The following is a 24,433-nucleotide window of genomic DNA, read 5'->3' on the forward strand; positions in this document are numbered from 1 at the left end:
ACCTCATTGCGTTGGTGCCGTGCTCGCCGGCTGGGCGTTATACAGCGTGTAAGCCAGGGTCAGGGTATTTATCTCTTCCGGCAGTTCCGGGTCGATAAAAAAAACCAAGGGCAGCTCAGCCGATCCCCCCGCCGCCAGTGGCTGGTGATTAAAGCAAAAACACTCAATCTTATTGAAATAGCGGGCTGCCGGTCCGGGCGAGACCGAGGGGACGGCCTGACCGACGGAAGGGCTTGCCGTCAGATTACGGGCCGCATACTTAATCGTCTGAACCTGACCCGGGTTCACCACCACCCGGGTAACTTGCGGCTCGAATATCCAATCCATCCCCGGATTGATATAAGCGACAAATTCCACCGTGACTTCCCGCCCGCGATCAACTTCCCGGCTTTGGCTTGTTGGCGTATTTGCCGTTTTGCCGTTGATCCCGGTAATTTCGCAAAACACGTCATACAGCGGCACCAGGGCAAAGGCAAAACCAAACATCGCCACCGCCATTAGCACCAGAGACCACAGCGAGCGCTGTTTTGCGCGATGGCCTGATGGCCTGTCATGGCCCGGAGGGGTCTTCTGCTCTCGGTGCTGGCTCATCTCACGTTCCTTCACTTAATCGATTTTGGGCGGGGTCGAAAAAGTATGGTGCGGCGCAGGGGAATCCACCGTCCACTCGAGTCCTTCGGCGCCTTCCCAAGGCTTGGCTGCGGCGGGCTCTCCGCCCCTGACGCATTTGATCACCACCCATAAAAAGATCAGCTGCGACAAGCCAAACATAAAGCCGCCGATACTGACCACCGCATTCACATCGGCAAACTGCAATGCGTAATCAGGAATACGGCGCGGCATCCCCGCCAGCCCGAGGAAGTGCATCGGAAAGAACAGAATATTGACCGACACCACCGAGCACCAGAAATGCCACTTCGCCAGCCGTTCATCGAACATATGGCCGGTCCACTTCGGCAACCAGTAATAGGCCGCCGCCATGATCGAGAAGATGGCGCCCGATACCAGCACATAGTGGAAGTGGGCCACCACAAAATACGTATCGTGGTACTGGAAATCGACCGGTGTAATGGCCAGCATCAGGCCGGAAAAGCCCCCGATGGTAAACAGCACGATAAAAGCAATGGCAAACATCATCGGGATTTCAAAGGTCAGCGAGCCGCGCCACATCGTGGCGACCCAGTTGAAGACCTTGACCCCGGTCGGTACCGAGATCAGCATGGTGCAGTACATAAAGAACAACTCGGCAGCGACGGGCATACCGGTGGTAAACATATGGTGCGCCCAGACCAGGAAGCTCAGCCCGGCAATCGAGGCAGTGGCATACACCATCGAACTGTAACCAAAGAGTTTCTTACGGGAAAAGGCCGGTACAATCGCCGAAATGATGCCGAAGCTCGGTAAAATCATGATGTAGACTTCCGGGTGACCGAAAAACCAGAAGATATGCTGGAACATTACCGGATCGCCCCCGCCCGCAGCATCAAAAAAACTGGTTCCGAAGAACTTATCGGTCAGTACCATGGTCACCGCACCGGCCAGTACCGGCATCACCGCAATCAGCAGAAACGCGGTGATCAGCCAGGTCCAGACAAACAGCGGCATTTTCATGTAGGTCATGCCCGGTGCCCGCAAATTGATAATAGTGACAATCACATTGATTGCCCCCATGATCGAGCTGATCCCCATAATATGGATAGAGAACACAAACAGCCCGGTACTTTGCGGACTGAATGTCGTCGACAGCGGGGCATAGAAGGTCCAGCCGAAGTTGGGCCCGCCCCCTTCAAGAAACAGCGACGACAGTAACATCGCAAAGGCAAAGGGCAGGATCCAGAAGCTCCAGTTATTCATCCGTGGCAGGGCCATATCCGGCGCGCCAATCATCAGCGGGATCATCCAGTTTGCCAGCCCGGTAAAAGCCGGCATTACCGCCCCGAATACCATGATCAGGCCATGCATAGTGGTCATCTGGTTAAAGAAGTTAGGCTCAATCAGCTGCAGGCCCGGCTGGAATAACTCGGCCCTTATCACCATCGCCATCACCCCGCCAGTCAGGAACATGGCAAAGCTGAACATCAGGTAAAGTGAACCAATATCTTTGTGGTTGGTGGTAAACAGCCAGCGCTTAAGACCGGTCTGGTGAGGGGCGTGGGTGTGATCCGTTTCCGTCTCTTCACCTTCCGTCTGCTCGCGTAACATATCCGTCATCGATCATCGCCCCTTATAAATCTTCACCGTTAAGCACGGCCTGCACTTCTGCTGCCTGTACCGTATCGCCCGTATTATTACCCCAGGCATTACGCTCGTATGTGATCACCGCAGCCAGCTCCTTCAGACTTAATTGCGGACCAAAAGCCTGCATCGCGGTACCGGCACGGCCATGGACCACCACACTGATATGTTCTAATTGCCCGCCTGGATCGGCCGCCACCCCCACTCCTGCCAATGCAGGGAAGGCACCGGGAATACCCTGGCCATTGGGCTGATGGCACATGGCACAACGCGCGAGATAGGTTTTTTCACCCAACCCCATCAGCTCATCCATCGACATTTCCATCGCCAGCAAACGCTGCTCTTCTTCACGGGCCTGCTGCTGAGCCACCTTAGTCATCTGCAGCCACTCTTGATACTCAGCCAGAGGTTTTGCAATCACCACAATCGGCATAAAGCCATGGTCTTTACCGCACAACTCTGCACATTGGCCACGATAAATACCCGGCTTATCAATCCGGGTCCAGGCTTCGTTGATAAAGCCGGGGTTGGCATCTTTCTTAACGGCAAAATCCGGGACCCACCAAGAATGGATCACATCTTGCGAGGTGATCAGGAAGCGCACCTTCTGGCCAACCGGCAACACGAGCGGACGATCCACTTCCAGCAAATAATTTTCGCGTTTCTCTCGGGTATTATCGATTTGCGCCGGAGATGTGGCGAGAAGAGAATAAAAATCAACATCTTCGTTGAAATAGCGGTAATGCCACTTCCATTGAGAACCGGTTATTTGAACGGTGAGATCAGATTGGGAGATATCTTCCATGGCGAGCAAGGTCTTCGTTGCCGGCACAGCCATCATGATCAGAATGACGAAAGGAATGATGGTCCAGATGATCTCGACCTTAGTGCTTTCGTGGAACGAAGCCGCAACCGCACCGCGTGATTTACGATGATGAAGAATGGCCCAGAACATCGCACCAAAAACCACAATCCCAATCACGACGCAGATGTAAAAAATAGTCATATGCAAATCAAACACCCGCTGGCTAACCTGAGTTACCCCTTGCGTCATGTTCAATCGCATACTTTCTGTTTCGGCAGCCGCGGGTAGTGCCCAGACTCCTGCCATCATTGCGCTGATCAGTTGGCGAATCATCCCCCTGCCCCTCCCTCTGTCATCCTGACATTCATCAATAACTGGTAAATAACATTCATCCCAAAAGCACCATGAACAAATACGTGCAGCAGTACACCGAGTGACATTTAACACTTTATTTACATTCAACTTAGGACAAGATCAGAGAAATGAGCAAAGAATTGCCGGCAAATAATAAAAAGGGGTAACAGAGATATGCTGGTGCTAACCAATGGAAAAACAGAGAAAAATAAATGGAGCGAGGGAGATCTACAGACGAATATGGATCAGTACGGGTGTAATGCGGTATTTAAATTTGGGCATTTTTGCGATCCAACGCTGCCACGAACGCCAGCGGGGACAATGGCTATCCAGCGGACTGTAGCAGCTCACCAATTCAGCCCAGGGTAACCAGTTAAGCACTTGCCGAGTCGGATCTTTGAAGCCGTGGCTATATTGCTCAGCGCCCATCTTGTTCGCTAACACCGTTCCACAGCGATCACCTGCAATAACAAAACAGGCTTCTATTTTACTAAAATGGTAACCGATACCTTGAACAAACTGCGCCAGCTCCTCGCTATTGCATGCCAGTAAAGCGTGATCACACAGTAATAATACCGGGGCGTTATTGGTCATTGGCAATGACTTGAGCCAGGACAGCTCCGTTACCGAACCGCTACGCATGGTGTAACGCTCGCTTCGGTGAAACAATCGTTCGCGCCATAACAAATTTTCATCCGTATCCAGTTCAAACCAACGGCAACGACCATTATCTAACCGGTAAAAACGGGTATCGAGTCCGGCACCAACATTAATAATAAAACCGTTGGGATGACGCCGGAGAAATGTCAGCACCTGTTTGTCACATTGCAGGGTCAGTGTGGAATATAATAACTGACGCTCGGTAACATTACCGCTTAAGCAGTCAGGTACCAGCTGGCACCGGCTACAGGCTGAAGCAGCAACGGGATCATAGATAAGGCCGTTATCAGCTAAACTTTCCCTACTCCGAAGCCAAAGTGGCTGCAGTAAGGCGGAGGGAATGTTGTAGCGGGAAGGATTAGTCATTAGCAACTCCATATGAACCACAGGAGATGGTAATGACTATCATTAAGATTTGCAAGACATTCTACGTCAGACGGCAACCGTCCTCGAGGTTAGACGCGCTCTTTTACCGCAGGTATCGCAACGAACTATATTCAGTACCAACTATATTCAGTACCAACTACATCCAGTCGGCGTTACGTATAACACCGACGGCAATGCCTTCGATCGTTAGCTGCTGGTGCTCGAGATCGACAACAATCGGCTCGAACTCTTTATTCTCGGCGTGCAACAATACCTGAGCCCCTTGCTTATCCAGCCGTTTTACGGTGACATCATCGTCAACACGGGCAACCACCACCTGACCGTTACGGACGTCCTGGGTTTTATGCACGGCCAGTAAATCACCATCCATAATACCGATGTCTTTCATGCTCATTCCATTGACCCGCAACAGAAAGTCGGCGCGAGGTTTGAACAAGGCCGGGTCGACATTGTAATGGGTTTCAACATGCTCCTGAGCCAGGATCGGCTCACCGGCGGCAACACGGCCAATCAAAGGCAATCCTTGCTCTTGTGGCTCATCACTGTTGACCAGGACCCGAATCCCCCGGGAAGCGCCCGGAATGATTTCAATCACTTCTTTACGGGCTAAGGCTTTTAAATGCTCTTCAGCAGCATTAGCAGAACGAAAGCCAAGTTCACGAGCAATTTCAGCACGTGTTGGCGGCATCCCACTATCTTCAATTTTTGCTTTGATTAAATCAAAGACTTCTTGTTGGCGCGGCGTTAACGGCTTCATGGCTTACCTGTTTGTTTATACAGTTCACTGTGAGTATATCCAGTGTTTATGGGCTTGAAAAGGCAATTGTTTACGAAAAGAACAATTTGCCGAAGAAGCATCAATCATTGTCCGGCCCCTAGCTGCAGGCGCACTTGGGATCTCCCCCCTTGCTCACCTCGTCATGCCCCCGCCCGGGATGAGTTGATTAACGGAAGAAAAAATTCACCGGAAACATCATTCAAATTGATAACTTTGCGATGATATCTTGCATTTTCGCTGCATGAGCGCCACTATTTTCTGCTATCCTAGCCACGCATTAAGAATTCGAGGCTAGTAAAAGACATGTCCAGTTGGCAGAAAATCTATCAAAAATTACTGAATTTGCCGCTTTCCCTGCTGGTTAAAACCAATTCAATTCCTTCTGATCCGGTCAAAGATCTGGAGTTGGATTTAGAGCAACCAATTATCTATATCTTACCATTTCGGTCTAACACCGATCTGATGACTCTGCGCAGCAGCACCCAGGAACTGGGATTACCGGATCCGCTATCTCCGCTGGTCATTGGCAATCGCCAGTTTCCCCGCCATGCGTATGTCGCCAACGGACCCAGTATTTTTGGCACCAAAGGCGAGTTACCGCAAGAATATATCGATCTGTTTATCGAGTTGCTGGAACAGCACAAACAGGATTCAGAGCTGAATATCCAACTGGTGCCGGCATCTATTTTATGGGGGCGTAAACCCGGTAAAGAAAGTAATCGTGGTCCGATCCTCCATCCGCTTAACGGGCCGGAAAAATTAGCGGCTATTCTCGGCCACGGCCGCGATTGCCTGGTACGCCTGAGTACGCCGGTATCACTGCGTTACATGGCTGACAACCACGGTACCGATGACGCCATTGCCCATAAACTGGCGCGGGTGGCTAAAATTCATTTCTCGCGTCAGAAAATTGCAGCTTCAGGCCCCCGACTGCCTGATCGCCAGGCACTGTTTAAGCGCTTGCTGGCCTCAAAAGCCATCGACAAGGTCGTCAGAGAAGAAGCCCAGAGCCGGGATGTGCCGATTGAAAAGGTACGCAAAGAAGCCATCGACATGATGGAAGAGATTGCGGCCGACTTTTCTTATTCCCTGATCAAAAAAGGCGAACGTTTCCTTGGCTGGCTATGGAACAGACTGTATCAGGGGCTTAACGTTAACAATGCCCAGCGGGTGCGTAAACTGGCACAAGACGGCCATGAGATCGTCTATGTTCCTTGTCACCGCAGCCATATGGATTATCTGTTGTTGTCTTACGTTTTGTATGAGGAGGGGTTGGTTCCTCCGCACATTGCGGCAGGCATTAACCTGAACTTCTTCCCGGCGGGTCCTATTTTCCGCCGTGGTGGTGCATTCTTTATTCGCCGCAGCTTTAAAGGTAATCGCCTCTATTCCACGGTGTTCCGCGAGTATCTGGCTGAACTTTTTGCCAAAGGTTACTCGGTCGAGTATTTCAGTGAAGGCGGCCGTTCCCGTACCGGTCGATTGCTGCCTGCTAAAACCGGCATGCTGTCAATGACGATTCAGGCCATGCTGCGCGGTCTGAACCGTCCGGTCACCTTAGTGCCGGTCTATATCGGTTACGAACATGTGATGGAAGTGGCAACCTACGCCAATGAGCTGCGTGGTAAACGCAAAGAAAAAGAAAATATCGGTCAGGTTCTGCGCACCTTGCGTAAGCTGCGTAATCTGGGCCAGGGCTATGTAAACTTTGGTGAGCCTATCCCGCTTAACCAGTATCTCAATGATTTCGTCCCTGAATGGCACAAAGACATTGACCCGATCGAGCCGCAAAAACCAGCCTGGATGAACCCTGTGGTCAATCAGCTGGCAACAAAGATGATGACCCATATCAACGATGCCGCAGCAACCAATGCCCTGACCCTGTGTGCACTGGCACTGTTGTCATCGCGCCAACGCGCACTCAGTCGTGAAGAGTTGGAACAGCAGATCGACAGTTATTTGCAAATTCTGCGCAATACGCCGTATTCCAGCCAGAGCACCGTTCCCGATAACGATGCCAAAGAACTGGTCGAGCATGCTATCGCGATGGATAAATTCATTGTTGAGCGTGACAGTCTGGGAGATGTCGTCTCGCTCAACCGTCAGCAATCAATATTGATGACCTATTACCGCAATAACATCATTCACCTGTTTGCGCTGCCGTCACTGATTGCCCATATCGTGATCCAGTATCAAAGTCTGACGGTTGATGAAATCCGTCAGCAGGTTGGACGACTGTACCCGTTCCTCAAAGCGGAATTGTTCCTGCGCTATGAAACAGAGGAACTCAACGAGGTGATTGATTCGCTGATCCAGGAGCTGGTTCGCCAGCGTCTGCTATTAAGTGATGGCCTGACGATTTCACTCAATAGTGCCCGTATCGGACCACTGCAACTGTTAGCCCGTACGATCACCGAGACGCTGCAGCGCTATAGCATTACCCTGACCCTGCTATGTGCCGAGCCGCAGATGATGAAGAGCGAACTGGAACAGCAAAGCCAGATGATGGCCCAGCGTCTGAGCCGATTGCACGGCATCAATGCTCCCGAGTTTTTTGACAAAGGGGTATTTGCTATTCTGGTGAAGACCCTGCGCCGTGAAGGTTACCTCAACGACGAGTGCCATGCGGTATCGCGCCCCGTGGAAAACCTTGCCGATCAGTTAGCGGCACTGGTCTCGCCGGAGGTGAAGCTCACAATCCAGGCCGTTATGAACCGGGATGATAAGCCAGTAAATAACGTCTGACGGGTATCTCGAATCGAGCAACTCGATTCGGCCCCCCCCCCTTCAAAGCTGGCTCAGTGCCAGCTTTTTTGTTGCCCCAATAGCCGTTGTTTTTAGCTTTGGACTTACCGGTACCCCGAAGCTCTATAAGGTGTACAGCTATATAAGCTTTTAAACCACCGGTAACCCAAAGCTCTATAAGGTGTACAACTATATAAGCTTTTGACTGGCCTTTGTGCCAATACCCCTGACACAAAAAAAGCGCCATAAGGCGCTTCTTCACTACGTAAATTGGCGATCAGCCGAGGTATACGCTGATCCCCATACCGCCGCAAATCAGCATACCCACGTAATTGTTGTTCAAGAACGCTTTGAAGCATAACTCTCTCTCACGACTGCGGATCAGCATCTGCTGGTAAACAAACAGCGCAGCGGCAGCCAGCAGGCACCAATAATAAGTCTGATTCAACGCCAGCATCTGACCAATAGCAATCAGCACCACCAAGGTGCTTAGCTGTAATAAGCCAATGATGATTTTGTCAAAACGTCCGAACAATATAGCGGTCGATTTGATCCCGACATGGATATCGTCATCACGATCAACCATCGCATATTGCGTATCGTAAGCTATGGTCCAGAGAATATTGGCAATGAACAGCAACCACGCTGCAGCAGGTAATTCACCGGCTTGCGCGGCATAAGCCATAGGGATCGACCAGCCAAAAGCCATCCCCAGGATAAGTTGTGGCAGGTGGGTATATCGCTTCATAAACGGATAAGCCGCCGCCAGCAATAGTCCGACCACCGACAGCATAATAGTCAGGGTATTCATGGTCAGCACTAACAGGAACGACACTAATACCAGCAGACCAAACAGGCTTAATGCCTCACGCTCTGACACTTTGCCCGACGGCATCGGCCGGTTGACCGTACGCTTTACATGACCATCAAAATGGCGGTCGGCAAAATCATTGATCACGCAGCCTGCGGCACGCATAAAAACCACCCCGAGCACAAAGACTACCAGCACCGGCAGATCCGGTAATCCATCGGCAGCCAGAAACAAGGCCCAGAGTGTTGGCCAAAGCAGCAACAAACTCCCGATCGGGCGATCAAATCGTGCAAGCTGCCAAAATGCTCTCGCCTTGGTCATCGCTAACATTGGCTCTCCTTTGAGTATACCGGTGCCTGCATCAGAAATAATTCGGCCACCAGCAAAGGTTTATCATTTATCCATAAGCGCGAACGCCGTGCCCACAAAGGCTTATCCTCTGTGCCAACATTGGCTACCACAAGCGCATCACGACGCGCACTGCGATCAGTAAAAACTCTGAATCCTAATGGCGTCTCACCTAACTGTTCTAAATCACGTTCCTGCCCTGTCAGGGTTGATAACGGGATTAAGGTACGGGCAAACACCCACGGCTGGCCATCGCCGCGCAATAGCACCTTGCGCATCAGGCACCCGGTATCCCCGAGCAGGGCTCGCTCATCTTCTGATAACAAAGATTTATCTATTTTCTGCAGCTCGAGCAGAGAAACCGTAAATGTGTCACAATGCCGTTCAAAACGACGTGATAATGAATCAGGTTCAAGCAGCCAACGCCCAAACTCTGTCCCCTCGAGTGCCACAGCCTCTGGCGGTTGCCAACAGGCGCTATCCAATAAAGGGTTATACAACTGTTTGAATTTCGACATCTTTCCAATACAAATTCTACCAGCCGAACATGAAAAGAACTTGGTAGAATGCGGTTAATTTATTACCATAAAGAAACACTATTGTAGCAAGCTGTAACGGATACGAATATCGTTCCGGTCGAAAGATAGTAATTCATTGCGTAAAATTAAGATAACCCTATGAGTGTAATGATGAAATCAAAAGTCTTTGGCTTAACCCTGCTGCTTGCCGGCCCCCTGGCTTCTCATCATGCGGCGGCGGAAGATGCGGCGCCACTAATGCCACAATACAGCTATTACACGTTATCACCTGACATCACGACCAACTACGTGACTCAGGGCAAGAGGCTCGGTTACCTGCGCCTACAAATTGATTTGATGGTGTCAGATCCGGATCTCATCACCAAAGTGGAGCACCATTCCCCCCTGATCCGCGATGCCATCATTAACATTATCGGCCAGCAGCCTGAAGTAAAAGTGAAATCTTTGGCTGGACGCGAAGAGATCCGCCAGCTGTGCCTGAGCAAGGTCAATGAACTGTTGATCCGCGAGACGAACCAGAAGCTCCTGACCGAATTACTGTTTACAAAATACCTCTACCAGTAGCATTGTCGGTCTTCAATATACCGTAAAGGCACAAAAAGCGCTCGATGAGCGCTTTTTGTTATGATGGAAATACATGGCCATCGCTGCGAGACTATCCCCGCAATAGCTAGGCCGCCGCTTCAGGCCGAATTCTACCCTTTGCCCTGCAATCCCGGACTTTCTCCGCAATATATTGTGTCACCGCACCTACCTGCCCTTCATTGAGATACAGGCCAAGTTTGCTCCGGCGCCATAACGCATCGATTTCAGATAATACAAATTCATGCTCAATCATGTAATCAAGCTCTTTGGCATATAAGCCTTCCCCGAAGTGCTGTCCCATCTCCGCTTCGCAGCTCACTCCTTCCAGTAATACTGATACGCGGGTACCGTAGTTAGTTGCCATCCGCTCGCGGGTGAATGACGTTAGCCATGGATATTGCTGCTCCAGCTGACGGGCCAGCTGCTGACCATCAAAAGCTGCTTCGCCCCCCGGCAAATAGGCATTTTCAGTCCAGGCTTGCCCTATTTGCGGGAAGAACGGGGTCAGTTTGGTCATTGCCGCTTCAGCCAACTTACGATATGTCGTCAGCTTGCCGCCGAAGATTGACAGTAATGGCGCATTGCCCCCTTCCTGATCTAATTCCAGCGTGTAGTCACGGGTAATCGCTTGCGGCGAGTCGGATTCATCATCGCACAACGGACGCACACCGCTGTAGGTCCACACCACATCATCTCGGTTTAATCGCTTCACGAAATGTGCGTTATAGACCTTCAGTAAATAGTCGATTTCGCTGTCATCAATCGCAACCTGACGCGGATCGCCCTGATATTCCACATCAGTGGTACCAATGATCGAGAACCGATCCAGATACGGGATCACAAAGACAATACGGTTATCTTCGTTCTGCAGAATATAAGCCTGAGGTTCATCATGGACACGCGGTACGACGATATGCGAGCCTTTAATCAAACGGATATTGCGCGGAGAATTTTCTTCCAGGCTCTGGTCAAAGAAAGCTTTCACCCAAGGACCCGCCGCATTCACCAGAGCGTGTGCTTTACGAACAAAAGTCTGGTTGGTCAGCACATCGCGCACGGTCACTATCCATAAGTCGCCTTCACGTACCGCTTTTTCAACTTTACAGCGGTTACGCACTTCCCCGCCTTTCTCCGCGACTTCCATCGCGTTCAGTACCACTAACCGCGCATCATCAACCCAGCAGTCTGAATATTCAAAGCCTTTGGTGATGGCCGGTATTAAGACCGAGTCCTGACCAAACCTCAAGCCGTGACTGCCAGGCAAGGTCGTACGTTTGCCGAGGTGATCATAAAGAAACAGGCCAGCACGGATCATCCAGGCCGGGCGAAGATGAGGACGGTGTGGCAAACGGAAACGCATTGGGCGAGCGATATGCGGGACTTTACGTAATAGTACTTCGCGCTCAGCCAGGGCTTCCCCGACCAAGCGAAACTCATAGTGCTCTAAATAGCGCAAACCACCATGGATCAACTTAGAACTGGCAGACGACGTGGCAGACGCGAAGTCATCAGCCTCATATAAGCCGACATCCAGCCCCCGGCCTGCTGCATCGGCAGCAATACCAGCACCATTGATACCACCACCCACAACAATTACATCTAAGATATGTTCGTTTTCTGCCGCCATGCCGTTCCCTTCCTCATTACGCCTATAATTCGAAACTAAACGAGCACCGACAGCTCAATTAAGTTCTCATTCGCTCATAATAGCGAACATGCCATCAAAAATCATCCTTTTTTGTTTTCGATTTGTTACATGAACGTGACGGGCCGCCATTTCCATTATAGTGGTTAGGTATTGATCTTGACCGGAAGAGGTATTGCCGAAAAAAAACAGGCCACCATTTCTGGTAGCCCGTATCTTCACCAATATCGCTCGTCGTTCAGACTGGCATTGACTCGTTAGCCAACAATTTCAGTATGGACGTCATTGTCCTGCAGGTGCTTGACCAGCTCTTCCGGCGGTTGAGCATCGGTGAACAGCATATCAATCTGGCTGATATCCCCCAGATTCACCATTGCATTACGCCCAAACTTAGTATGATCCACCCCCAGCATGACACAGCGGCTGTTTTCAATGATTGCTTGTTTGACACGTACTTCGTGGTAATCAAAGTCCAGCAATGACCCATCAAGATCGATACCGCTGATCCCCATAATGCCGAAATCAAGACGGAACTGAGAAATAAAATCCAGTGTCGCTTCACCGACAATACCACCATCCCGGTTGCGCACTTCACCACCCGCCAGAATAACCCGGAAATCTGCCTTGCCGGTCAGCACACTGGCGACATTAAGGTTATTGGTCACAATGCGGAGGTCATTATGATTGAGCAAGGCACGCGCGACGGCTTCCGGGGTGGTACCAATATCAATAAACAGTGTCGCCCCGTCAGGGATATGTTTAACCATTGCCATCGCGATGCGATCTTTCTCCGCCAACTGCATGACTTTACGGGTTGTATAGGAGGTGTTTTCGGAACTGGATGGGATCGTTGCTCCGCCATGGTGGCGGCGAATTTTATTTTCCGAAGCCAGATCATTGAGATCGCGGCGAATAGTTTGAGGGCTTACCTTAAAACGTTCAACTAGGTCGTCAGTGCTGACATAGCCTTGGGTTTTAACAATATCGATGATTTCCTGATGACGTTTGCTCTGCTTCACGGCTAACGCAGCTCCTGGTTGCAACAAGGCTCCGCGAATGCGAAGCCCTGTCATATTACCTACAGCGTTAGCAAGATGCCAATGACGGCGATCTCAATCATGCATTTTGCTGTGCACTATCAAGTGCCCGTTGTGCATGAACGCTGTTTTCGCCAACCATTGCCAGCACCAGGAAGAAGATGGATAAGCCGCATGCTGACGTCAGCACCATGAAGCCACCATCCCAGCCAAAGTGGTCGACGGTGTAACCCAAAATAGCATTTGCGGCTACGGCGCCACCCAAGTAACCGAACAGCCCCGTCAGACCCGCTGCGGTACCTGCCGCTTTTTTCGGTGCCAGCTCGAGCGCATACAGACCGATAAGCATAACCGGGCCGTAGATCAGAAAGCCGATCGCAACCAGTGCCATCATATCAACCATAGGGTTACCGGCCGGGTTGAACCAATAAATCAATACCGCAATAGTCACCAGTGACATAAACAGAATACCGGCAGGTGCACGGCGCCCCTTGAAGAACTTATCCGACATCCAGCCGCACAATAATGTGCCGGGAATACCCGCCCACTCGTATAAGAAGTAGGCCCACGATGATTTATCGACCGAGAAGTCTTTGACTTCGCTCAGATAGACCGGCGCCCAGTCCAACACGCCATAGCGGATCAGGTAAACAAAGGCATTCGCAATCGCAATGAACCACAATAGCTTGTTGTTAAACACATACTTGAAGAAGATTTCCTTTGCGGTCATCTCTTTCTCATGGGACTCATCATAGTTATCAGGATAATCGTCTTTATGCTCTTCGATAGAAGGGAGACCACAAGACTGCGGCGTATCGCGCATGGCGATTAATGTGAAAGCCGCAACCAGCAATGCGAAGAACGCAGGCACGTAAAACGCAGTGCGCCAGTCATCGTTGAAGGCCCATAACCCCAGCAGGAACATCGGGCCAATCAAACCACCGCCCACGTTATGCGCGACGTTCCAGACCGACACTAATTCACCACGCTCTTTACGTGACCACCAGTGCACCATGGTACGGCCACAGGCCGGCCATCCCATCCCCTGGAACCAGCCGTTCAGGAACAACAGAATAAACATGGCGGTAATACTGCTTGTGGCCCAAGGCATGAAACCAAAGCACAGCATCACCAGGGCCGACATGGTCAAACCGGCAGCAAGGAAATACCGCGGATTGGAACGGTCTGACACGCTACCCATTAAGAATTTCGATAAGCCATAAGCGATCGACACGGCCGCCAGTGCGACCCCCAGATCACCGCGGCTATAACCGTACTCTTCAATTAAGAAAGGCATGGCCAGACTGAAATTTTTACGGACCAGGTAGTAACCGGCGTAGCCAAAGAAAATACCGATAAAGAGTTGCCAGCGCAGGCGCTTATATACAGAGTCTGTCTGCTCGTCAGGCAGACGCTCTATATGAACCGCGGGACGAAATATGCCAAACATAAGATGTTCCTTAAAAGGTTGTTGTTTTTAGCGATAGTTTGCGCGAACGCATAATGTAGGGCGAGGGAAACAATCGATTTCGCTCAATACAGGCAAATTATTGCGCGAATGGGGATGAAATAATGTGAAAACAATCAAAAACGAAGATTTATTTATCAGAAATAGATGTTTTACTCTAGGTTTTCGGAAAAAAATGCCTTCCAGATAACCCATTCCGTAACTTAAGTGAATATCCACCGTCTTCAATCATACCAATCGACGTCATTATCCCGATTGGTATATAGGCAAACCATCTCAAGATGCGAGATGGTTTGGCTCTAAGATCACTCAACGGGTCTTGATAAGCTTAGTATCGACCAGCGCCAGCGCACAGCCACTGATCAAACCAAACAAGTGGGCCATATTGGCCACTGACATACCCAAAGGCCCGGCAAAGCCAATCACCAGCCAGACCAGCATGAAAACGACATAGGGTTGAGGAATCGACAGGCCCCGCTGCGGCGCTAACCACCCTGACCACCAGATATACCCAAGCAAGGCATACACGACCCCAGACAAACCGCCAAAATTAGCACCATGGAGCCAGAACTGCGCAACCCCCGAAATGAGTGCCGACACCAGAAAAACCTGCACCAGTTTGCCGCTACCGCTGTGCCGTTCCAGCTGCCCCGCTAAAATCCACCACCACAGGCAGTTAAAGACAATATGCAAGGTCGAGAAATGGATCATAGCGTGGGAGAAAAAACGCCAGGCTTGCCACTGATCACCGTCCATCAGCGGAAAGTGGAGTGCATCGAATATCGGTTGCTGCAGCCCAAAGAACCACAGCAGATAAATACCGATGACCACCACCATTATCGACAGGCTGAAAGGGCCTGCCTGGGATTTGATCATGGCCAGCAAACTCGGACTGCCATAATGAAACCTGGCCGTGCGGCTTTCAGCGACTTGCCACGATGCAGCCTGATATTTTGCGTTATCAGGGTTCGCCAGAAACGCCGTTAATTCCGCTTCCGCTTCTATCAGGTGTTGTGAGTCCGTTAACCAGAGTGCAAACACCCCCTCAGGTTCAGACGCTAACGTTAACGCGATACCACGTGAGGCCATGTAATCGATAAAAGCCTGTGCTTGGCGAGGGTTATTAAATCCGGCTAACCGATGCATCTGTTACTCCGCTGAATATGGCAACGCCTGTCGGCGCCAGCCTTCAAAACCACCTTCAAGACTATACACTGTTTCATAACCTTGATTAATCAGATATTGTGCCGCACCCTGACTACTTACTCCGTGATAACACATCACAATCACAGGTTGCTCGAAATCAACCCGATCCATGAATTCAACCATTGTATCATTGGTCAGATGAAACGCCTGTTCAGGATGAGCCAAAGCAAATGACTGCGGATCCCTGATATCAACCAGTACGGCTTCAGAACCTGCCTGTTGTAATAAAATGTACGCCTGCTCTGCCGAAATATGTTCAAACTGCTCCATTGACTGCCTCATCTGTTGTTGATCTGTCTGCGTCATCATTACCGCAAAAATGTGATGATCATCCACTATGGGATCCTATCGCTTTTAAAGCGGCACCTTTTATACCCCGCTTATTATACCTCACTCACTTACTCACAACCTTGCACAGAATGTAAGGTCTTATCCACACTTGAAACTCGCACTGAAACTCAACAATTACAGGGCCTAGCGATCACCCGTTCCCTCTCCCACCCTGACCGCTGATCATAATTCAACCAGCTGTGGAAAAGCCTGTGGATTGCGTTGATAATGTGTCCAGCTCAAATAGGATCCACTACATATAGATTAGATCCGTCACAAGCTGTGGATAACTACCAGGGTCATTCACAGTGATACTCACAAATGTGAGTTATCTCTCAATATTCAAGCATAAAAAAACCGACTCTAGGCCGGTTTCTCATCATCATTCATTGTGGATAGCTGAGCAGGATCCTCAGAACACGTCACCCACTGCCAGCTTCAGTTTTTTCATGGCGTTTTTCTCTAACTGCCGGATCCTTTCCGCAGACACTCCATAGTGATCAGCCAGATCCTGCAACGTGGACTTATCATCGTCTAACCAGCGAGAACGAACAATGTGCTGGCTACGATCGTCCAACTCCGCCAAGGCATTAGACAAACGGTTATTGGCGTGGCTTTCCCAGTTATTTTCTTCATAACTAAGGGCAACATCAGAAGATTTATCTTCAAGGAAGTACACCGGAGCGGTATAGCTGACATCTCGGTCATCATCTTCCGCCGGCATCTCAAATGCCGGATCCTGTGCCGCCAGGCGAGATTCCATCTCGCGTACTTCAGAGGGATTCACGCCAAGTTGCTCTGCAACCATTTCAACTTCGGCATTGTTAAACCAACCCAGGCGTTTCTTCGCCTTGCGCAGGTTAAAAAACAGTTTACGCTGGGCTTTGGTCGTCGCAACTTTTACGATACGCCAATTGCGTAACACGTATTCATGAATTTCAGCTTTAATCCAATGCACCGCAAAAGAGACCAGCCGTACCCCAACTTCAGGGTTGAAGCGTTTTACCGCTTTCATCAGGCCAATGTTGCCTTCCTGCACCAGATCGGCCATTGGCAAGCCATAGCCGGAATACCCACGGGCAACATGCACAACAAAACGCAGATGAGACATCACTAAGTTTTTTGCAGAGTCAATATCACCCTCATAATGCAGACGTTCCGCTAACTCTTTCTCTCGCTCCGCTGACAACATCGGGTAGCGGTTGACGGTCTGGATATAACTATCCAGGCTATCTGCAGAAACCAGAGCCATTGAAGACATCGCTTTTGTCATGCAAAAACCTCATGTGTTTTTTTATACCAATGCAACGCTATGCAAATCTCCATAACGTCATGTAACTTACAATAATGCCAAGAAAATGGGTCACTTTGCAAGCGGGCCGCATAATCTACACCATTTGTAGACTCGAAAATGTCAGACAGGTTCAATTTCTTTCAAGTGACGTCCGGCAGAAAGTCGCGCCGCTAACAAACCAAGAAAAGCCGCGGTCATCAGTAAAATCAAGCTTTCATCCCAGCTCAGGCCGACTAACCGGAAGCTGTTATCATAAAGCGCAGCCAGTTTAGCAACGGCGCCGTCAAGAAGTATAGTCACTATCGCCGTCAGTACCCACGCGATAATCGCCCCAATTAATCCGTACCACACCCCGACATACAGATAAGGCCGGAGAATAAAGCTGTCTGTCGCCCCGACCATTTTCATCACTTGTATTTCATCTTTCTGATTCAGCACTTGCAGGCGCAAGGTGTTACCGACAATTAAGAACACGGCAAACAGCATTAGGCCTGACATTAATAATGCTAAGGTGATGGCCAGCTGTTTTATTGCAGCCAGACGTTGCAGCCAGTCACTGTCGAGCCGGACTTCATCAACGCGTGGCTGGGTTCGAATTTTTGCTGCCAGCTCAGTGGCTTTCTCACTGCTCTGCCACGCGGGAACCGGGCGCACTATCACCACCGCCGGCAACGGATTTTCATCTAACAGGCTTAGCGCCTGTTCAAAGCCGGCATGCGCGCGGAAATCCAGCAAGCCTTGCTGCGGAGAAACATAAGTGACGGCCTCAATTTCAGGCCAGTCCTGAATTTTTTCCGCAAAGCTTATGGCCACGGGCTCTGCCACACCGCTTTCTAAATACAGCGTCAGCTGCGTGGGGTTCTGCCAGGGCTGTGCCACCAGCGTGATGTTTTTCGCCAGCAAATAAAAGCTGGCCGGCAGAGTTAAGGCAACCGCCAGCACAGCCAGGGTTAATATATTGCCCAAAGGCCGCTTCATCAGATCGTTGAGCGCTTCGATACCCTGCTGCTTATGGATAGCAAAAAAGCCAATCTTATTACGCGCCATGTGCCATCTCCCTCAGGTGACCTTGCTGTAAGTCTAATCGACGGTAATTACGGCTCGATAACAATGAGGTATCGTGAGTCGCCATCAACACACAGACGCCGACCCGATTAAATTCTTCGAACAGACGCATCACTTGCTGTGAGAGCGCGGCATCAAGGTTTCCGGTGGGTTCATCAGCCAGTAGCAGCATCGGTTTATTGACCACGGCCCGGGCAATCCCTACCCGCTGCTGCTCCCCACCCGATAGCTGGATCGGCAGGCAGCGCGCCTTGTCAAGCAGGCCGACCTTATCAAGCGCGGCAGATACCCGGCGCTTAATATCATTTTCAGGCACTTGCTCTACCCGTAAAGGTAACGCCACATTGTCGTAAACCGTATGGTTCATCAGCAATTTATGATCCTGAAAAATAATACCGATATTACGTCGTAAAAACGGGATCTGTTTATTCTCGATCCGGGTGATGTCATGATCATTAAAATAGATGCGGCCATCACTTGGCCGCTCTATAGCGCAGATCAGTTTCAGCAAGGTACTTTTACCCGCACCTGAGTGCCCGGTTAAAAAGGCCATATCTGCCGACTGCAGATGAAAATCCACTTTTTGCAGGGCTTGCCTGCCGCCACGATAGGCTTTACTTACCTGCTGAAACCGAATCACACTCTATTCCTCGTCACTAAACAGCGCTTCAATAAACTCATCCGCGGCAAATGGGCGCAGATCATCAATCCCTTCGCCAATACCGATATAGCGAATGGGGATATTAAACTGATCAGCGACGGCAAAGATCACCCCGCCTTTGGCGGTACCATCCAGTTTAGAAATAGTAATCCCTGAAACCGGCGCCACTTCACTGAACAATTTGGCCTGACTGATCGCGTTTTGACCCGTGCCCGCATCAACTGTCAGCATAATTTCATGCGGCGCAGCAGGATCAACCTTTTTCATTACGCGGACAATTTTGCGTAACTCTTCCATCAGGTTGCCTTTGTTCTGCAGACGACCCGCAGTATCTGCGATCACGACATCGACATTGCGCGCTTGCGCCGATTCTATCGCATCATAGATAACAGACGCACTGTCCGCCCCGGTATGCTGGGCGATCACTGGCACATTATTGCGCTCACCCCAGACCTGAAGTTGCTCTACTGCCGCCGCACGGAACGTATCACCGGCAGCCAACATGACAGACTTGCCTTCAGCCTGAAACTGCTTCGCCAGCTTGCCGATCGTCGTCGTTTTACCGACCCCGTTTACCCCCACCATCAGAATAACAAAAGGTTTCTTGCTGGTATCGACAACCAGAGGCTGTTCCACCTGCGCCAGCATGCTGGCTAATTCTTCTTTGAGTAAACCATAGAGAGCTTCACCGTCTTTGAGTTCCTTACGGTTGGCTTTTTCTGTCAGGTTCTGGATGATTTTCAATGTGGTATCCATCCCCACATCGGCTATCAGTAGCTGCTCTTCCAGCTCTTCAAACAAATCATCATCAATTTTCTTGCCCCGAAACAGGCCCGAAAAGCCAGAACCGATATTGGTTTTGGTTTTCTTCAAGCCGCGCATTAAACGGGTAAAGAAACCTGCTGTTTTAGGTTTCTCCTGTTCGTGAACCACAGCGTCAGTTGTCACCTTGTCCGCCAGCGCTTCAGCTTCAGCTTCCTCTGCCGCCTTCGCCACAGCTAACGCTTCCGCCTCTTCTGCCGCCTTCGCCGCAGCTAACGCTTCCGCCTCTTCTGCCGCCTTCGCCGCAGCTAGCGCTTCCGCCTCTTCTGCCGCCTTCGCCGCAGCTAACGCTTCCGCCTCTTCTGCCGCCTTCGCCTTCGCCGCAGCTAGCGCTTCCGCCTCTTCTGCCGCCTTCGCCGCAGCTGACGCTTCCGCCTCTTTTTGCTCCTTTTGTTCAGTTGATTGCTGAGAATCAACCTCTGTTTCTACAGTTGGTTTTTCTGTCGTTTGGTCGGTTTGCTCGGCTTGTTCCTCAGAACCAAAACCCAGCCACGAAAATAATCCGCGTTTCTTTTTCTCTGCCATTGGCAAATCCTAGCCCTTGATTGGTACAATTTGCAGTCTAAAAACAGGTGTATACTATCATTTTCTAAACGGTCGAAAAAAGTTATGACGAGACACAGGCAACAAACGGGACGAAATGTGCAAAATAATCGCCGGGAAGGGTTCATCAGAATCATCAGTGGGCGCTTGCGCGGACGAAAGCTCCCGGTCCATGATGTCGACGGGCTCAGGCCGACAACCGACCGAGTAAAAGAGACTGTTTTCAACTGGTTAGCACGAGATATCCCCCAGGCAAAATGCCTCGATCTGTTTGCGGGCAGTGGCAGTTTAGGGTTTGAAGCCCTGTCGCGTGGTGCAGAAAACATCACCATGCTGGAATTAGATAAAAAAGCGGCCAATCAGCTGCAACAGAACCTTACAACGATCGGTGCAAGCAATGCTGAGGTGATTAATACTGACTGCCTGAAGTATTTAGCGCAGCCAGGTACACCTCATGATGTGGTGTTTATCGATCCGCCCTTCCGTAAAGATTTGATACAAAATGTCATCGATCTGCTGGAGGCCAACCACTGGCTCACTCCCCATGCAATGATTTATATTGAAGCAGAGAAAGAATTGGGTGCACTCACGACGCCGGCACACTGGCGTCTGCACCGTGAAAAAACAGCCGGTCAGGTCTGTTATCGTTTATTCGAAAGAGAGGAAGCATGAAGGCGCTGATTACATTAGCTAAAGCCGCTATCGGTTTTGTCTGGCTGATATTACTGATTAATATCTTTAACCCGTTCCCAGGGGTGGCTGCCATCGCGCTATACATCATGACTGGGTTCTTATTTATGATGCATGGTTTGCAGATGTTGATTTTCATCGGAGCATTTGGCGACAAGATCAATATGTCGAAATGGGAAAAGGGGTCAATTCTGATTTTTGGTATCTTTGCCCTGTTAGATATCCGTCGTAAGCATATGATGTAAAAAGATAGATACGAGAAGCGAGGTTACTAGATACTAGGATCTCGCCACTCGTAGCTCAGTTATAAACCGATTTCCAGGTACTTGCGTAACCCGTCTAAGAACATCTGGGTTGCTATCATGATCAGCAACAACCCCATCAGCCTCTCAACCGCTTTCAACCCTTTCTCGCCCAACAACCGGTTAAAGACCTCGTAGAACATCAGGATAACAAACGATGCCCCCCAGGCAAGTATGACCGCAAACGTCCAGTCCCAGATACGGGTTGGATCCTGATTGGACAACAATAATAGCGATGCCAGCACTGATGGTCCGGCAATCATCGGTATTGCCATTGGCACCAGAAAAGGTTCTTCACCTGCCGCCAACCCAGTCACACCACCCGGTTGCGGGAAAATCATCCGAATCGCAATCAGGAACAAAATAATCCCGCCGGAAATACTGACCGTTTCTGTCGAGACATGCAGGAACGTCAGCATCTGTTTACCGCCAAACAAAAACAGCAACAGAATAACCAGCGCAAAGCACAGCTCGCGAACCATGATAAATCGTCGACGTTTCGGCTCAATATGCCGCAGGATCGACAACATTACCGGTAAATTACCCAGCGGATCCATGATTAAAAATAACATGACCGCCGCAGACATTATTTCCACAGGGCAGACCTCAGACAGAGATTCGTAATACGAAGTAAGATGAAAAACAACAATATCAGCCGGACAGCTGATTAAGAGCTGGGGAGTATAACAAACGAACAAAAAGGTGGCGATGAAAACTGCCACCTCAATCAGAATTAAACCGCTATTTTTTATCCGTCAGCGAATTAGTGACTGCACATACGTTCACGATTCGCCGAGATTGTTTCACCCTCCTGAACGACTTTTTGGCGATCAAGTAAAAATGCTAACAACGCATCAAAGGTTAAGTCTTGCTGGCTACAGGTGTAGAAACGGACATCTTCACCATATTCAGCGACGATTGCTTGTTTTAACGAAGCTAAGGTATATGACGTATCTTCCGCAAGTAGCATATTCAACACAGTGTGACCATGGACTGATTGGCTCATCGTAGTACTCGCAACATAAGGGGCTTGACCATATTTAACCATGTTGACTGCGGGTCGTTTTGACTAGGAACAAATAAAGGCATTTAAAATGCAGGTTATAAGTTCAACCCGCTTTTATTGGCGGCGATGGCTTATCTTGTCCGCACTGCCAGCACAATTCAAATTGCCCTTCGTTCACTTCACGGCACTGCTGACACATCCATTGAGTATATTCGGCCTGCTCATAATCTTCTAGCTGTCGCCGCGCCGGTAATACTTGCTCAACGGATACCCATAACCCCACTTCCACGACATTAGCGGGCAGCTCTCCGGCAGCAGCCCCCAGATTCTCACCACTCAGCCGCACCGCGATGTGAGATCCCTCCAACATCCCTTTCAGGGTGTGAGCTTCCAGATTATTCGCCGCGCTGTAAACCTTGACCCATTGCCCTGTCATTACCAGCCCCTTACCGGGAAGAGCCCGTGCAATTCAATAACGGGAATAAAGCCCCTGATTCGCTTTGTTATTTTTTATCACAATGCCAATCAGAACAGTAACGTCGCCACGATCAGTGTCTGCGCCAGGTAGTAGGTTGACATAATAATACCGGTCGAGGGTTTAAATGGCCCCCGAAAACGGTCAACGGCCAGCATCGTATCGGAAGCCATAAAAATTAACGCCCCGACAAAGGCCAGCAGGCCGGTGGTGGAATGCGTTGTTAGCCAGAATTCCCCGGCCGCCCAGGTCATCTGGGCGATCATGACAATATAAACCGCCACAGGCAGCATCAGACGCCCCAGAGAAGGCAGCAATAATAAGAAAATAATGATCCCGCCACCCAACAACATCGCCGGCAACCACCACACCATACCTCCTGAAAGCTGACTCCAGAAAGCCACGGAATACGCGATATGAGCCAGAAGGAAGCAAGCCAGCCCATGGATAAAACGATCTTTAGGAAGCATTAAAAACACATCCCCAACCATCGAGAAGAGCAACCCCGTAAAAATCACCTGCTGATAAAAGCCAGTCAGCCCTGTCTGCCACGTAATACAGAGAAGCAAAAACAGGGTAAATGGCTTAAAGAAAAAAAACTGCCATTTAGGACCATGGTAGGCAGCATTAATATGTAGTAAACCGGATAAAAAAATGGCTAACCAAACCCACATAGGATCACCGTTGTTGTTATAAGCAGGGACAGTTTAAAAACCAAACCAGAATTGTCTAGCTTGGAACCTCGATAACAAGACCCCGATTGAAAAACAGTAACTAAATCTAGCAAGTTGCTATCCCGGTAGCGTTGATACTATTCAGGCATCACTGTTGGGCTATCTTGTTCCGGACCTGCGATGACAGCAAACAAAGGGGGAAACCCTCAGATACAGCGGCTCACTGAACCCAACTAGATTCTGATTCACTTTTATTTACCTTTACGGATCAGATACCAGGCAAATAACAGCGATATTACGACAAAAATCATAACAAATAATTATTTAATATTAATAACTTAACACCAAAAAACCCAGACTAACCACATTAAACCCTACCCGCCACCAAACGACCTCCTTTCCCCTACATTGTCTTTCATCTATAGCTTGTCAGCCTAAAAAATCCAACCAAATCGGAGACTTTATGCTGAATTCGACGATATACGCTGACTATGTTGATTCTCACCATACAACCAACCCCCATTAAAAACCCTTAAGCAGCCCCACGCCAAATTTGATCCTAAATTTCAAAAAAAACAAACACCCCTTCAACACCGCTCACTTACCAACCAAATATAAACATATAAAAACAAATACTTAAGTCAGAGGCGGTAAGGGAATGACCAATTCGAACGCTTTTAAATCACCAAGAAAAAACACAGCTTAACCACCAGATAAAGGCCAGTTAATGCCATGTAAATTGTTTTTATCAAACAAAAACAAGCCTAGCTATTGCCTAACCAACAAAAAAGATGCTATTGTTTTTAACACGATCAATTGAGCAGCAAGCAAAGGAGCCTACCAATGTTAACCCCTTCACAAAAACAAGGGCTTATGATGATCGCAGTTGTGGTTGGTCTGATGACACTGCCTGTGATCTATTAAGTCAAAATAAAAATTCATAGAAATGGCGCCTTTCGGAGCCATTT

Annotated in this window: 24 protein-coding genes; 4 read left to right on the forward strand and 20 right to left on the reverse strand. The window is 49.6% G+C overall.

Annotation, left to right across the window (positions count from 1 at the left end):
• Window positions 1–3: 3 nt before the first annotated feature.
• From R3289_RS10215 to lexA, 5 genes are all read right to left on the reverse strand, one after another.
• Window positions 4–498 carry a cytochrome c oxidase assembly protein gene (locus R3289_RS10215; protein ID WP_318925475.1) on the reverse strand — a complete coding sequence of 165 codons (495 nt, stop codon included), beginning with the start codon at window positions 496–498 and terminating at the stop codon, window positions 4–6.
• A 108-nt stretch (window positions 499–606) separates the two neighbouring features.
• A complete protein-coding gene (ctaD, locus tag R3289_RS10220) occupies window positions 607–2,211 on the reverse strand; it encodes a cytochrome c oxidase subunit I (protein ID WP_318925401.1) in 1,605 nt (534 codons plus the stop codon).
• A 13-nt stretch (window positions 2,212–2,224) separates the two neighbouring features.
• Window positions 2,225–3,373 (reverse strand): cytochrome c oxidase subunit II, encoded by a 1,149-nt coding sequence (gene coxB / locus R3289_RS10225; RefSeq protein WP_318925402.1) that lies wholly within the window; start codon window positions 3,371–3,373, stop codon window positions 2,225–2,227.
• 249 nt (window positions 3,374–3,622) lie between these two features.
• Window positions 3,623–4,420, reverse strand: coding sequence for a class I SAM-dependent methyltransferase (locus R3289_RS10230; RefSeq protein WP_318925403.1), 798 nt, complete (start codon window positions 4,418–4,420; stop codon window positions 3,623–3,625).
• 157 nt (window positions 4,421–4,577) lie between these two features.
• Complete coding sequence (lexA, locus tag R3289_RS10235; protein ID WP_318925404.1) at window positions 4,578–5,198, reverse strand: transcriptional repressor LexA; 621 nt, start codon at window positions 5,196–5,198, stop codon at window positions 4,578–4,580.
• A 324-nt stretch (window positions 5,199–5,522) separates the two neighbouring features.
• Between lexA and plsB the strand changes: the two genes are divergently transcribed.
• Window positions 5,523–7,964 carry a glycerol-3-phosphate 1-O-acyltransferase PlsB gene (gene plsB, locus R3289_RS10240; protein ID WP_318925405.1) on the forward strand — a complete coding sequence of 814 codons (2,442 nt, stop codon included), beginning with the start codon at window positions 5,523–5,525 and terminating at the stop codon, window positions 7,962–7,964.
• A 277-nt stretch (window positions 7,965–8,241) separates the two neighbouring features.
• Here plsB and ubiA read toward each other — a convergent pair whose 3' ends face one another.
• Together ubiA and R3289_RS10250 are read right to left on the reverse strand one after the other, a co-directional pair.
• Entirely contained in the window at window positions 8,242–9,105 is an 864-nt protein-coding gene (gene ubiA / locus R3289_RS10245; RefSeq protein ID WP_318925406.1) for a 4-hydroxybenzoate octaprenyltransferase, read from the reverse strand.
• A complete protein-coding gene (locus tag R3289_RS10250) occupies window positions 9,099–9,641 on the reverse strand; it encodes a chorismate--pyruvate lyase family protein (protein ID WP_318925407.1) in 543 nt (180 codons plus the stop codon). The genes ubiA and R3289_RS10250 overlap by 7 nt, the downstream gene beginning before the upstream one ends.
• 168 nt (window positions 9,642–9,809) lie before the next feature.
• Between R3289_RS10250 and R3289_RS10255 the strand changes: the two genes are divergently transcribed.
• Window positions 9,810–10,226 (forward strand): flagellar basal body-associated protein FliL, encoded by a 417-nt coding sequence (locus tag R3289_RS10255; RefSeq protein WP_318925476.1) that lies wholly within the window; start codon window positions 9,810–9,812, stop codon window positions 10,224–10,226.
• Between the two features lie 106 nt (window positions 10,227–10,332).
• Here R3289_RS10255 and glpD read toward each other — a convergent pair whose 3' ends face one another.
• The 9 genes from glpD to ftsY all read right to left on the reverse strand — a co-directional run bounded on the left by glpD (window position 10,333) and on the right by ftsY (window position 20,300).
• A complete protein-coding gene (gene glpD / locus R3289_RS10260; RefSeq protein WP_318925408.1) occupies window positions 10,333–11,874 on the reverse strand; it encodes a glycerol-3-phosphate dehydrogenase in 1,542 nt (513 codons plus the stop codon).
• A gap of 275 nt (window positions 11,875–12,149) precedes the next feature.
• Entirely contained in the window at window positions 12,150–12,911 is a 762-nt protein-coding gene (locus R3289_RS10265; protein ID WP_318925477.1) for a DeoR/GlpR family transcriptional regulator, read from the reverse strand.
• Between the two features lie 97 nt (window positions 12,912–13,008).
• Window positions 13,009–14,379 carry a glycerol-3-phosphate transporter gene (glpT, locus tag R3289_RS10270; protein ID WP_318925409.1) on the reverse strand — a complete coding sequence of 457 codons (1,371 nt, stop codon included), beginning with the start codon at window positions 14,377–14,379 and terminating at the stop codon, window positions 13,009–13,011.
• Between the two features lie 327 nt (window positions 14,380–14,706).
• Window positions 14,707–15,543, reverse strand: a complete 837-nt coding sequence (gene glpG / locus R3289_RS10275; protein WP_318925410.1) for a rhomboid family intramembrane serine protease GlpG — start codon at window positions 15,541–15,543, stop codon at window positions 14,707–14,709.
• Between the two features lie 3 nt (window positions 15,544–15,546).
• On the reverse strand, window positions 15,547–15,873 hold the full coding sequence (glpE, locus tag R3289_RS10280; RefSeq protein ID WP_318925478.1) for a thiosulfate sulfurtransferase GlpE: 327 nt from the start codon (window positions 15,871–15,873) through the stop codon (window positions 15,547–15,549).
• Between the two features lie 472 nt (window positions 15,874–16,345).
• Window positions 16,346–17,206: an RNA polymerase sigma factor RpoH gene (gene rpoH, locus R3289_RS10285; RefSeq protein ID WP_318925411.1), complete on the reverse strand. Its 861-nt coding sequence runs from the start codon at window positions 17,204–17,206 to the stop codon at window positions 16,346–16,348.
• A 141-nt stretch (window positions 17,207–17,347) separates the two neighbouring features.
• A complete protein-coding gene (gene ftsX / locus R3289_RS10290) occupies window positions 17,348–18,274 on the reverse strand; it encodes a permease-like cell division protein FtsX (protein ID WP_318925412.1) in 927 nt (308 codons plus the stop codon).
• On the reverse strand, window positions 18,264–18,932 hold the full coding sequence (gene ftsE, locus R3289_RS10295) for a cell division ATP-binding protein FtsE (RefSeq protein WP_318925413.1): 669 nt from the start codon (window positions 18,930–18,932) through the stop codon (window positions 18,264–18,266). The genes ftsX and ftsE overlap by 11 nt, the downstream gene beginning before the upstream one ends.
• A gap of 3 nt (window positions 18,933–18,935) precedes the next feature.
• The gene (gene ftsY / locus R3289_RS10300; RefSeq protein WP_318925414.1) at window positions 18,936–20,300 is read right to left on the reverse strand and encodes a signal recognition particle-docking protein FtsY; all 1,365 of its coding nucleotides are present in this window, start codon (window positions 20,298–20,300) and stop codon (window positions 18,936–18,938) included.
• A gap of 84 nt (window positions 20,301–20,384) precedes the next feature.
• Here ftsY and rsmD point away from each other — a divergent pair, with 84 nt between their 5' ends.
• Window positions 20,385–20,990 carry a 16S rRNA (guanine(966)-N(2))-methyltransferase RsmD gene (gene rsmD / locus R3289_RS10305; RefSeq protein WP_318925415.1) on the forward strand — a complete coding sequence of 202 codons (606 nt, stop codon included), beginning with the start codon at window positions 20,385–20,387 and terminating at the stop codon, window positions 20,988–20,990.
• Window positions 20,987–21,253 carry a DUF1145 domain-containing protein gene (locus R3289_RS10310; protein WP_318925416.1) on the forward strand — a complete coding sequence of 89 codons (267 nt, stop codon included), beginning with the start codon at window positions 20,987–20,989 and terminating at the stop codon, window positions 21,251–21,253. The genes rsmD and R3289_RS10310 overlap by 4 nt, the downstream gene beginning before the upstream one ends.
• A 59-nt stretch (window positions 21,254–21,312) precedes the next feature.
• On the opposite strand, the gene R3289_RS10315 is transcribed toward R3289_RS10310, so the two are convergent.
• The 4 genes from R3289_RS10315 to R3289_RS10330 form a co-directional block, all read right to left on the reverse strand.
• Window positions 21,313–21,906, reverse strand: a complete 594-nt coding sequence (locus R3289_RS10315) for a YhgN family NAAT transporter (RefSeq protein WP_318925417.1) — start codon at window positions 21,904–21,906, stop codon at window positions 21,313–21,315.
• A gap of 167 nt (window positions 21,907–22,073) precedes the next feature.
• Window positions 22,074–22,316: a YecH family metal-binding protein gene (locus tag R3289_RS10320; RefSeq protein WP_318925418.1), complete on the reverse strand. Its 243-nt coding sequence runs from the start codon at window positions 22,314–22,316 to the stop codon at window positions 22,074–22,076.
• Window positions 22,317–22,419: 103 nt separating this feature from the next.
• Window positions 22,420–22,752 (reverse strand): putative signal transducing protein, encoded by a 333-nt coding sequence (locus R3289_RS10325; RefSeq protein ID WP_318925419.1) that lies wholly within the window; start codon window positions 22,750–22,752, stop codon window positions 22,420–22,422.
• An 89-nt stretch (window positions 22,753–22,841) separates the two neighbouring features.
• The gene (locus R3289_RS10330; protein ID WP_318925420.1) at window positions 22,842–23,465 is read right to left on the reverse strand and encodes a lysoplasmalogenase; all 624 of its coding nucleotides are present in this window, start codon (window positions 23,463–23,465) and stop codon (window positions 22,842–22,844) included.
• Window positions 23,466–24,433 lie beyond the last annotated feature (968 nt).

Source organism: Photobacterium sp. (assembly GCF_033720175.1).
Taxonomy (GTDB): Bacteria; Pseudomonadota; Gammaproteobacteria; order Enterobacterales; family Vibrionaceae; genus Photobacterium.

Coding starts and splice junctions, on each gene's coding strand:
- R3289_RS10215 (WP_318925475.1), bottom strand. CDS start 498: ATGGCGGTGGCGATGTTTGGTTTTGCCTTTGCCCTGGTGCCGCTGTAT.
- ctaD (WP_318925401.1), bottom strand. CDS start 2,211: ATGACGGATATGTTACGCGAGCAGACGGAAGGTGAAGAGACGGAAACG.
- coxB (WP_318925402.1), bottom strand. CDS start 3,373: ATGATTCGCCAACTGATCAGCGCAATGATGGCAGGAGTCTGGGCACTA.
- R3289_RS10230 (WP_318925403.1), bottom strand. CDS start 4,420: ATGACTAATCCTTCCCGCTACAACATTCCCTCCGCCTTACTGCAGCCA.
- lexA (WP_318925404.1), bottom strand. CDS start 5,198: ATGAAGCCGTTAACGCCGCGCCAACAAGAAGTCTTTGATTTAATCAAA.
- plsB (WP_318925405.1), top strand. CDS start 5,523: ATGTCCAGTTGGCAGAAAATCTATCAAAAATTACTGAATTTGCCGCTT.
- ubiA (WP_318925406.1), bottom strand. CDS start 9,105: ATGTTAGCGATGACCAAGGCGAGAGCATTTTGGCAGCTTGCACGATTT.
- R3289_RS10250 (WP_318925407.1), bottom strand. CDS start 9,641: ATGTCGAAATTCAAACAGTTGTATAACCCTTTATTGGATAGCGCCTGT.
- R3289_RS10255 (WP_318925476.1), top strand. CDS start 9,810: ATGATGAAATCAAAAGTCTTTGGCTTAACCCTGCTGCTTGCCGGCCCC.
- glpD (WP_318925408.1), bottom strand. CDS start 11,874: ATGGCGGCAGAAAACGAACATATCTTAGATGTAATTGTTGTGGGTGGT.
- glpT (WP_318925409.1), bottom strand. CDS start 14,379: ATGTTTGGCATATTTCGTCCCGCGGTTCATATAGAGCGTCTGCCTGAC.
- glpG (WP_318925410.1), bottom strand. CDS start 15,543: ATGCATCGGTTAGCCGGATTTAATAACCCTCGCCAAGCACAGGCTTTT.
- glpE (WP_318925478.1), bottom strand. CDS start 15,873: ATGGAGCAGTTTGAACATATTTCGGCAGAGCAGGCGTACATTTTATTA.
- rpoH (WP_318925411.1), bottom strand. CDS start 17,206: ATGACAAAAGCGATGTCTTCAATGGCTCTGGTTTCTGCAGATAGCCTG.
- ftsX (WP_318925412.1), bottom strand. CDS start 18,274: ATGGCGCGTAATAAGATTGGCTTTTTTGCTATCCATAAGCAGCAGGGT.
- ftsY (WP_318925414.1), bottom strand. CDS start 20,300: ATGGCAGAGAAAAAGAAACGCGGATTATTTTCGTGGCTGGGTTTTGGT.
- rsmD (WP_318925415.1), top strand. CDS start 20,385: ATGACGAGACACAGGCAACAAACGGGACGAAATGTGCAAAATAATCGC.
- R3289_RS10310 (WP_318925416.1), top strand. CDS start 20,987: ATGAAGGCGCTGATTACATTAGCTAAAGCCGCTATCGGTTTTGTCTGG.
- R3289_RS10320 (WP_318925418.1), bottom strand. CDS start 22,316: ATGAGCCAATCAGTCCATGGTCACACTGTGTTGAATATGCTACTTGCG.
- R3289_RS10325 (WP_318925419.1), bottom strand. CDS start 22,752: ATGACAGGGCAATGGGTCAAGGTTTACAGCGCGGCGAATAATCTGGAA.
- R3289_RS10330 (WP_318925420.1), bottom strand. CDS start 23,465: ATGTGGGTTTGGTTAGCCATTTTTTTATCCGGTTTACTACATATTAAT.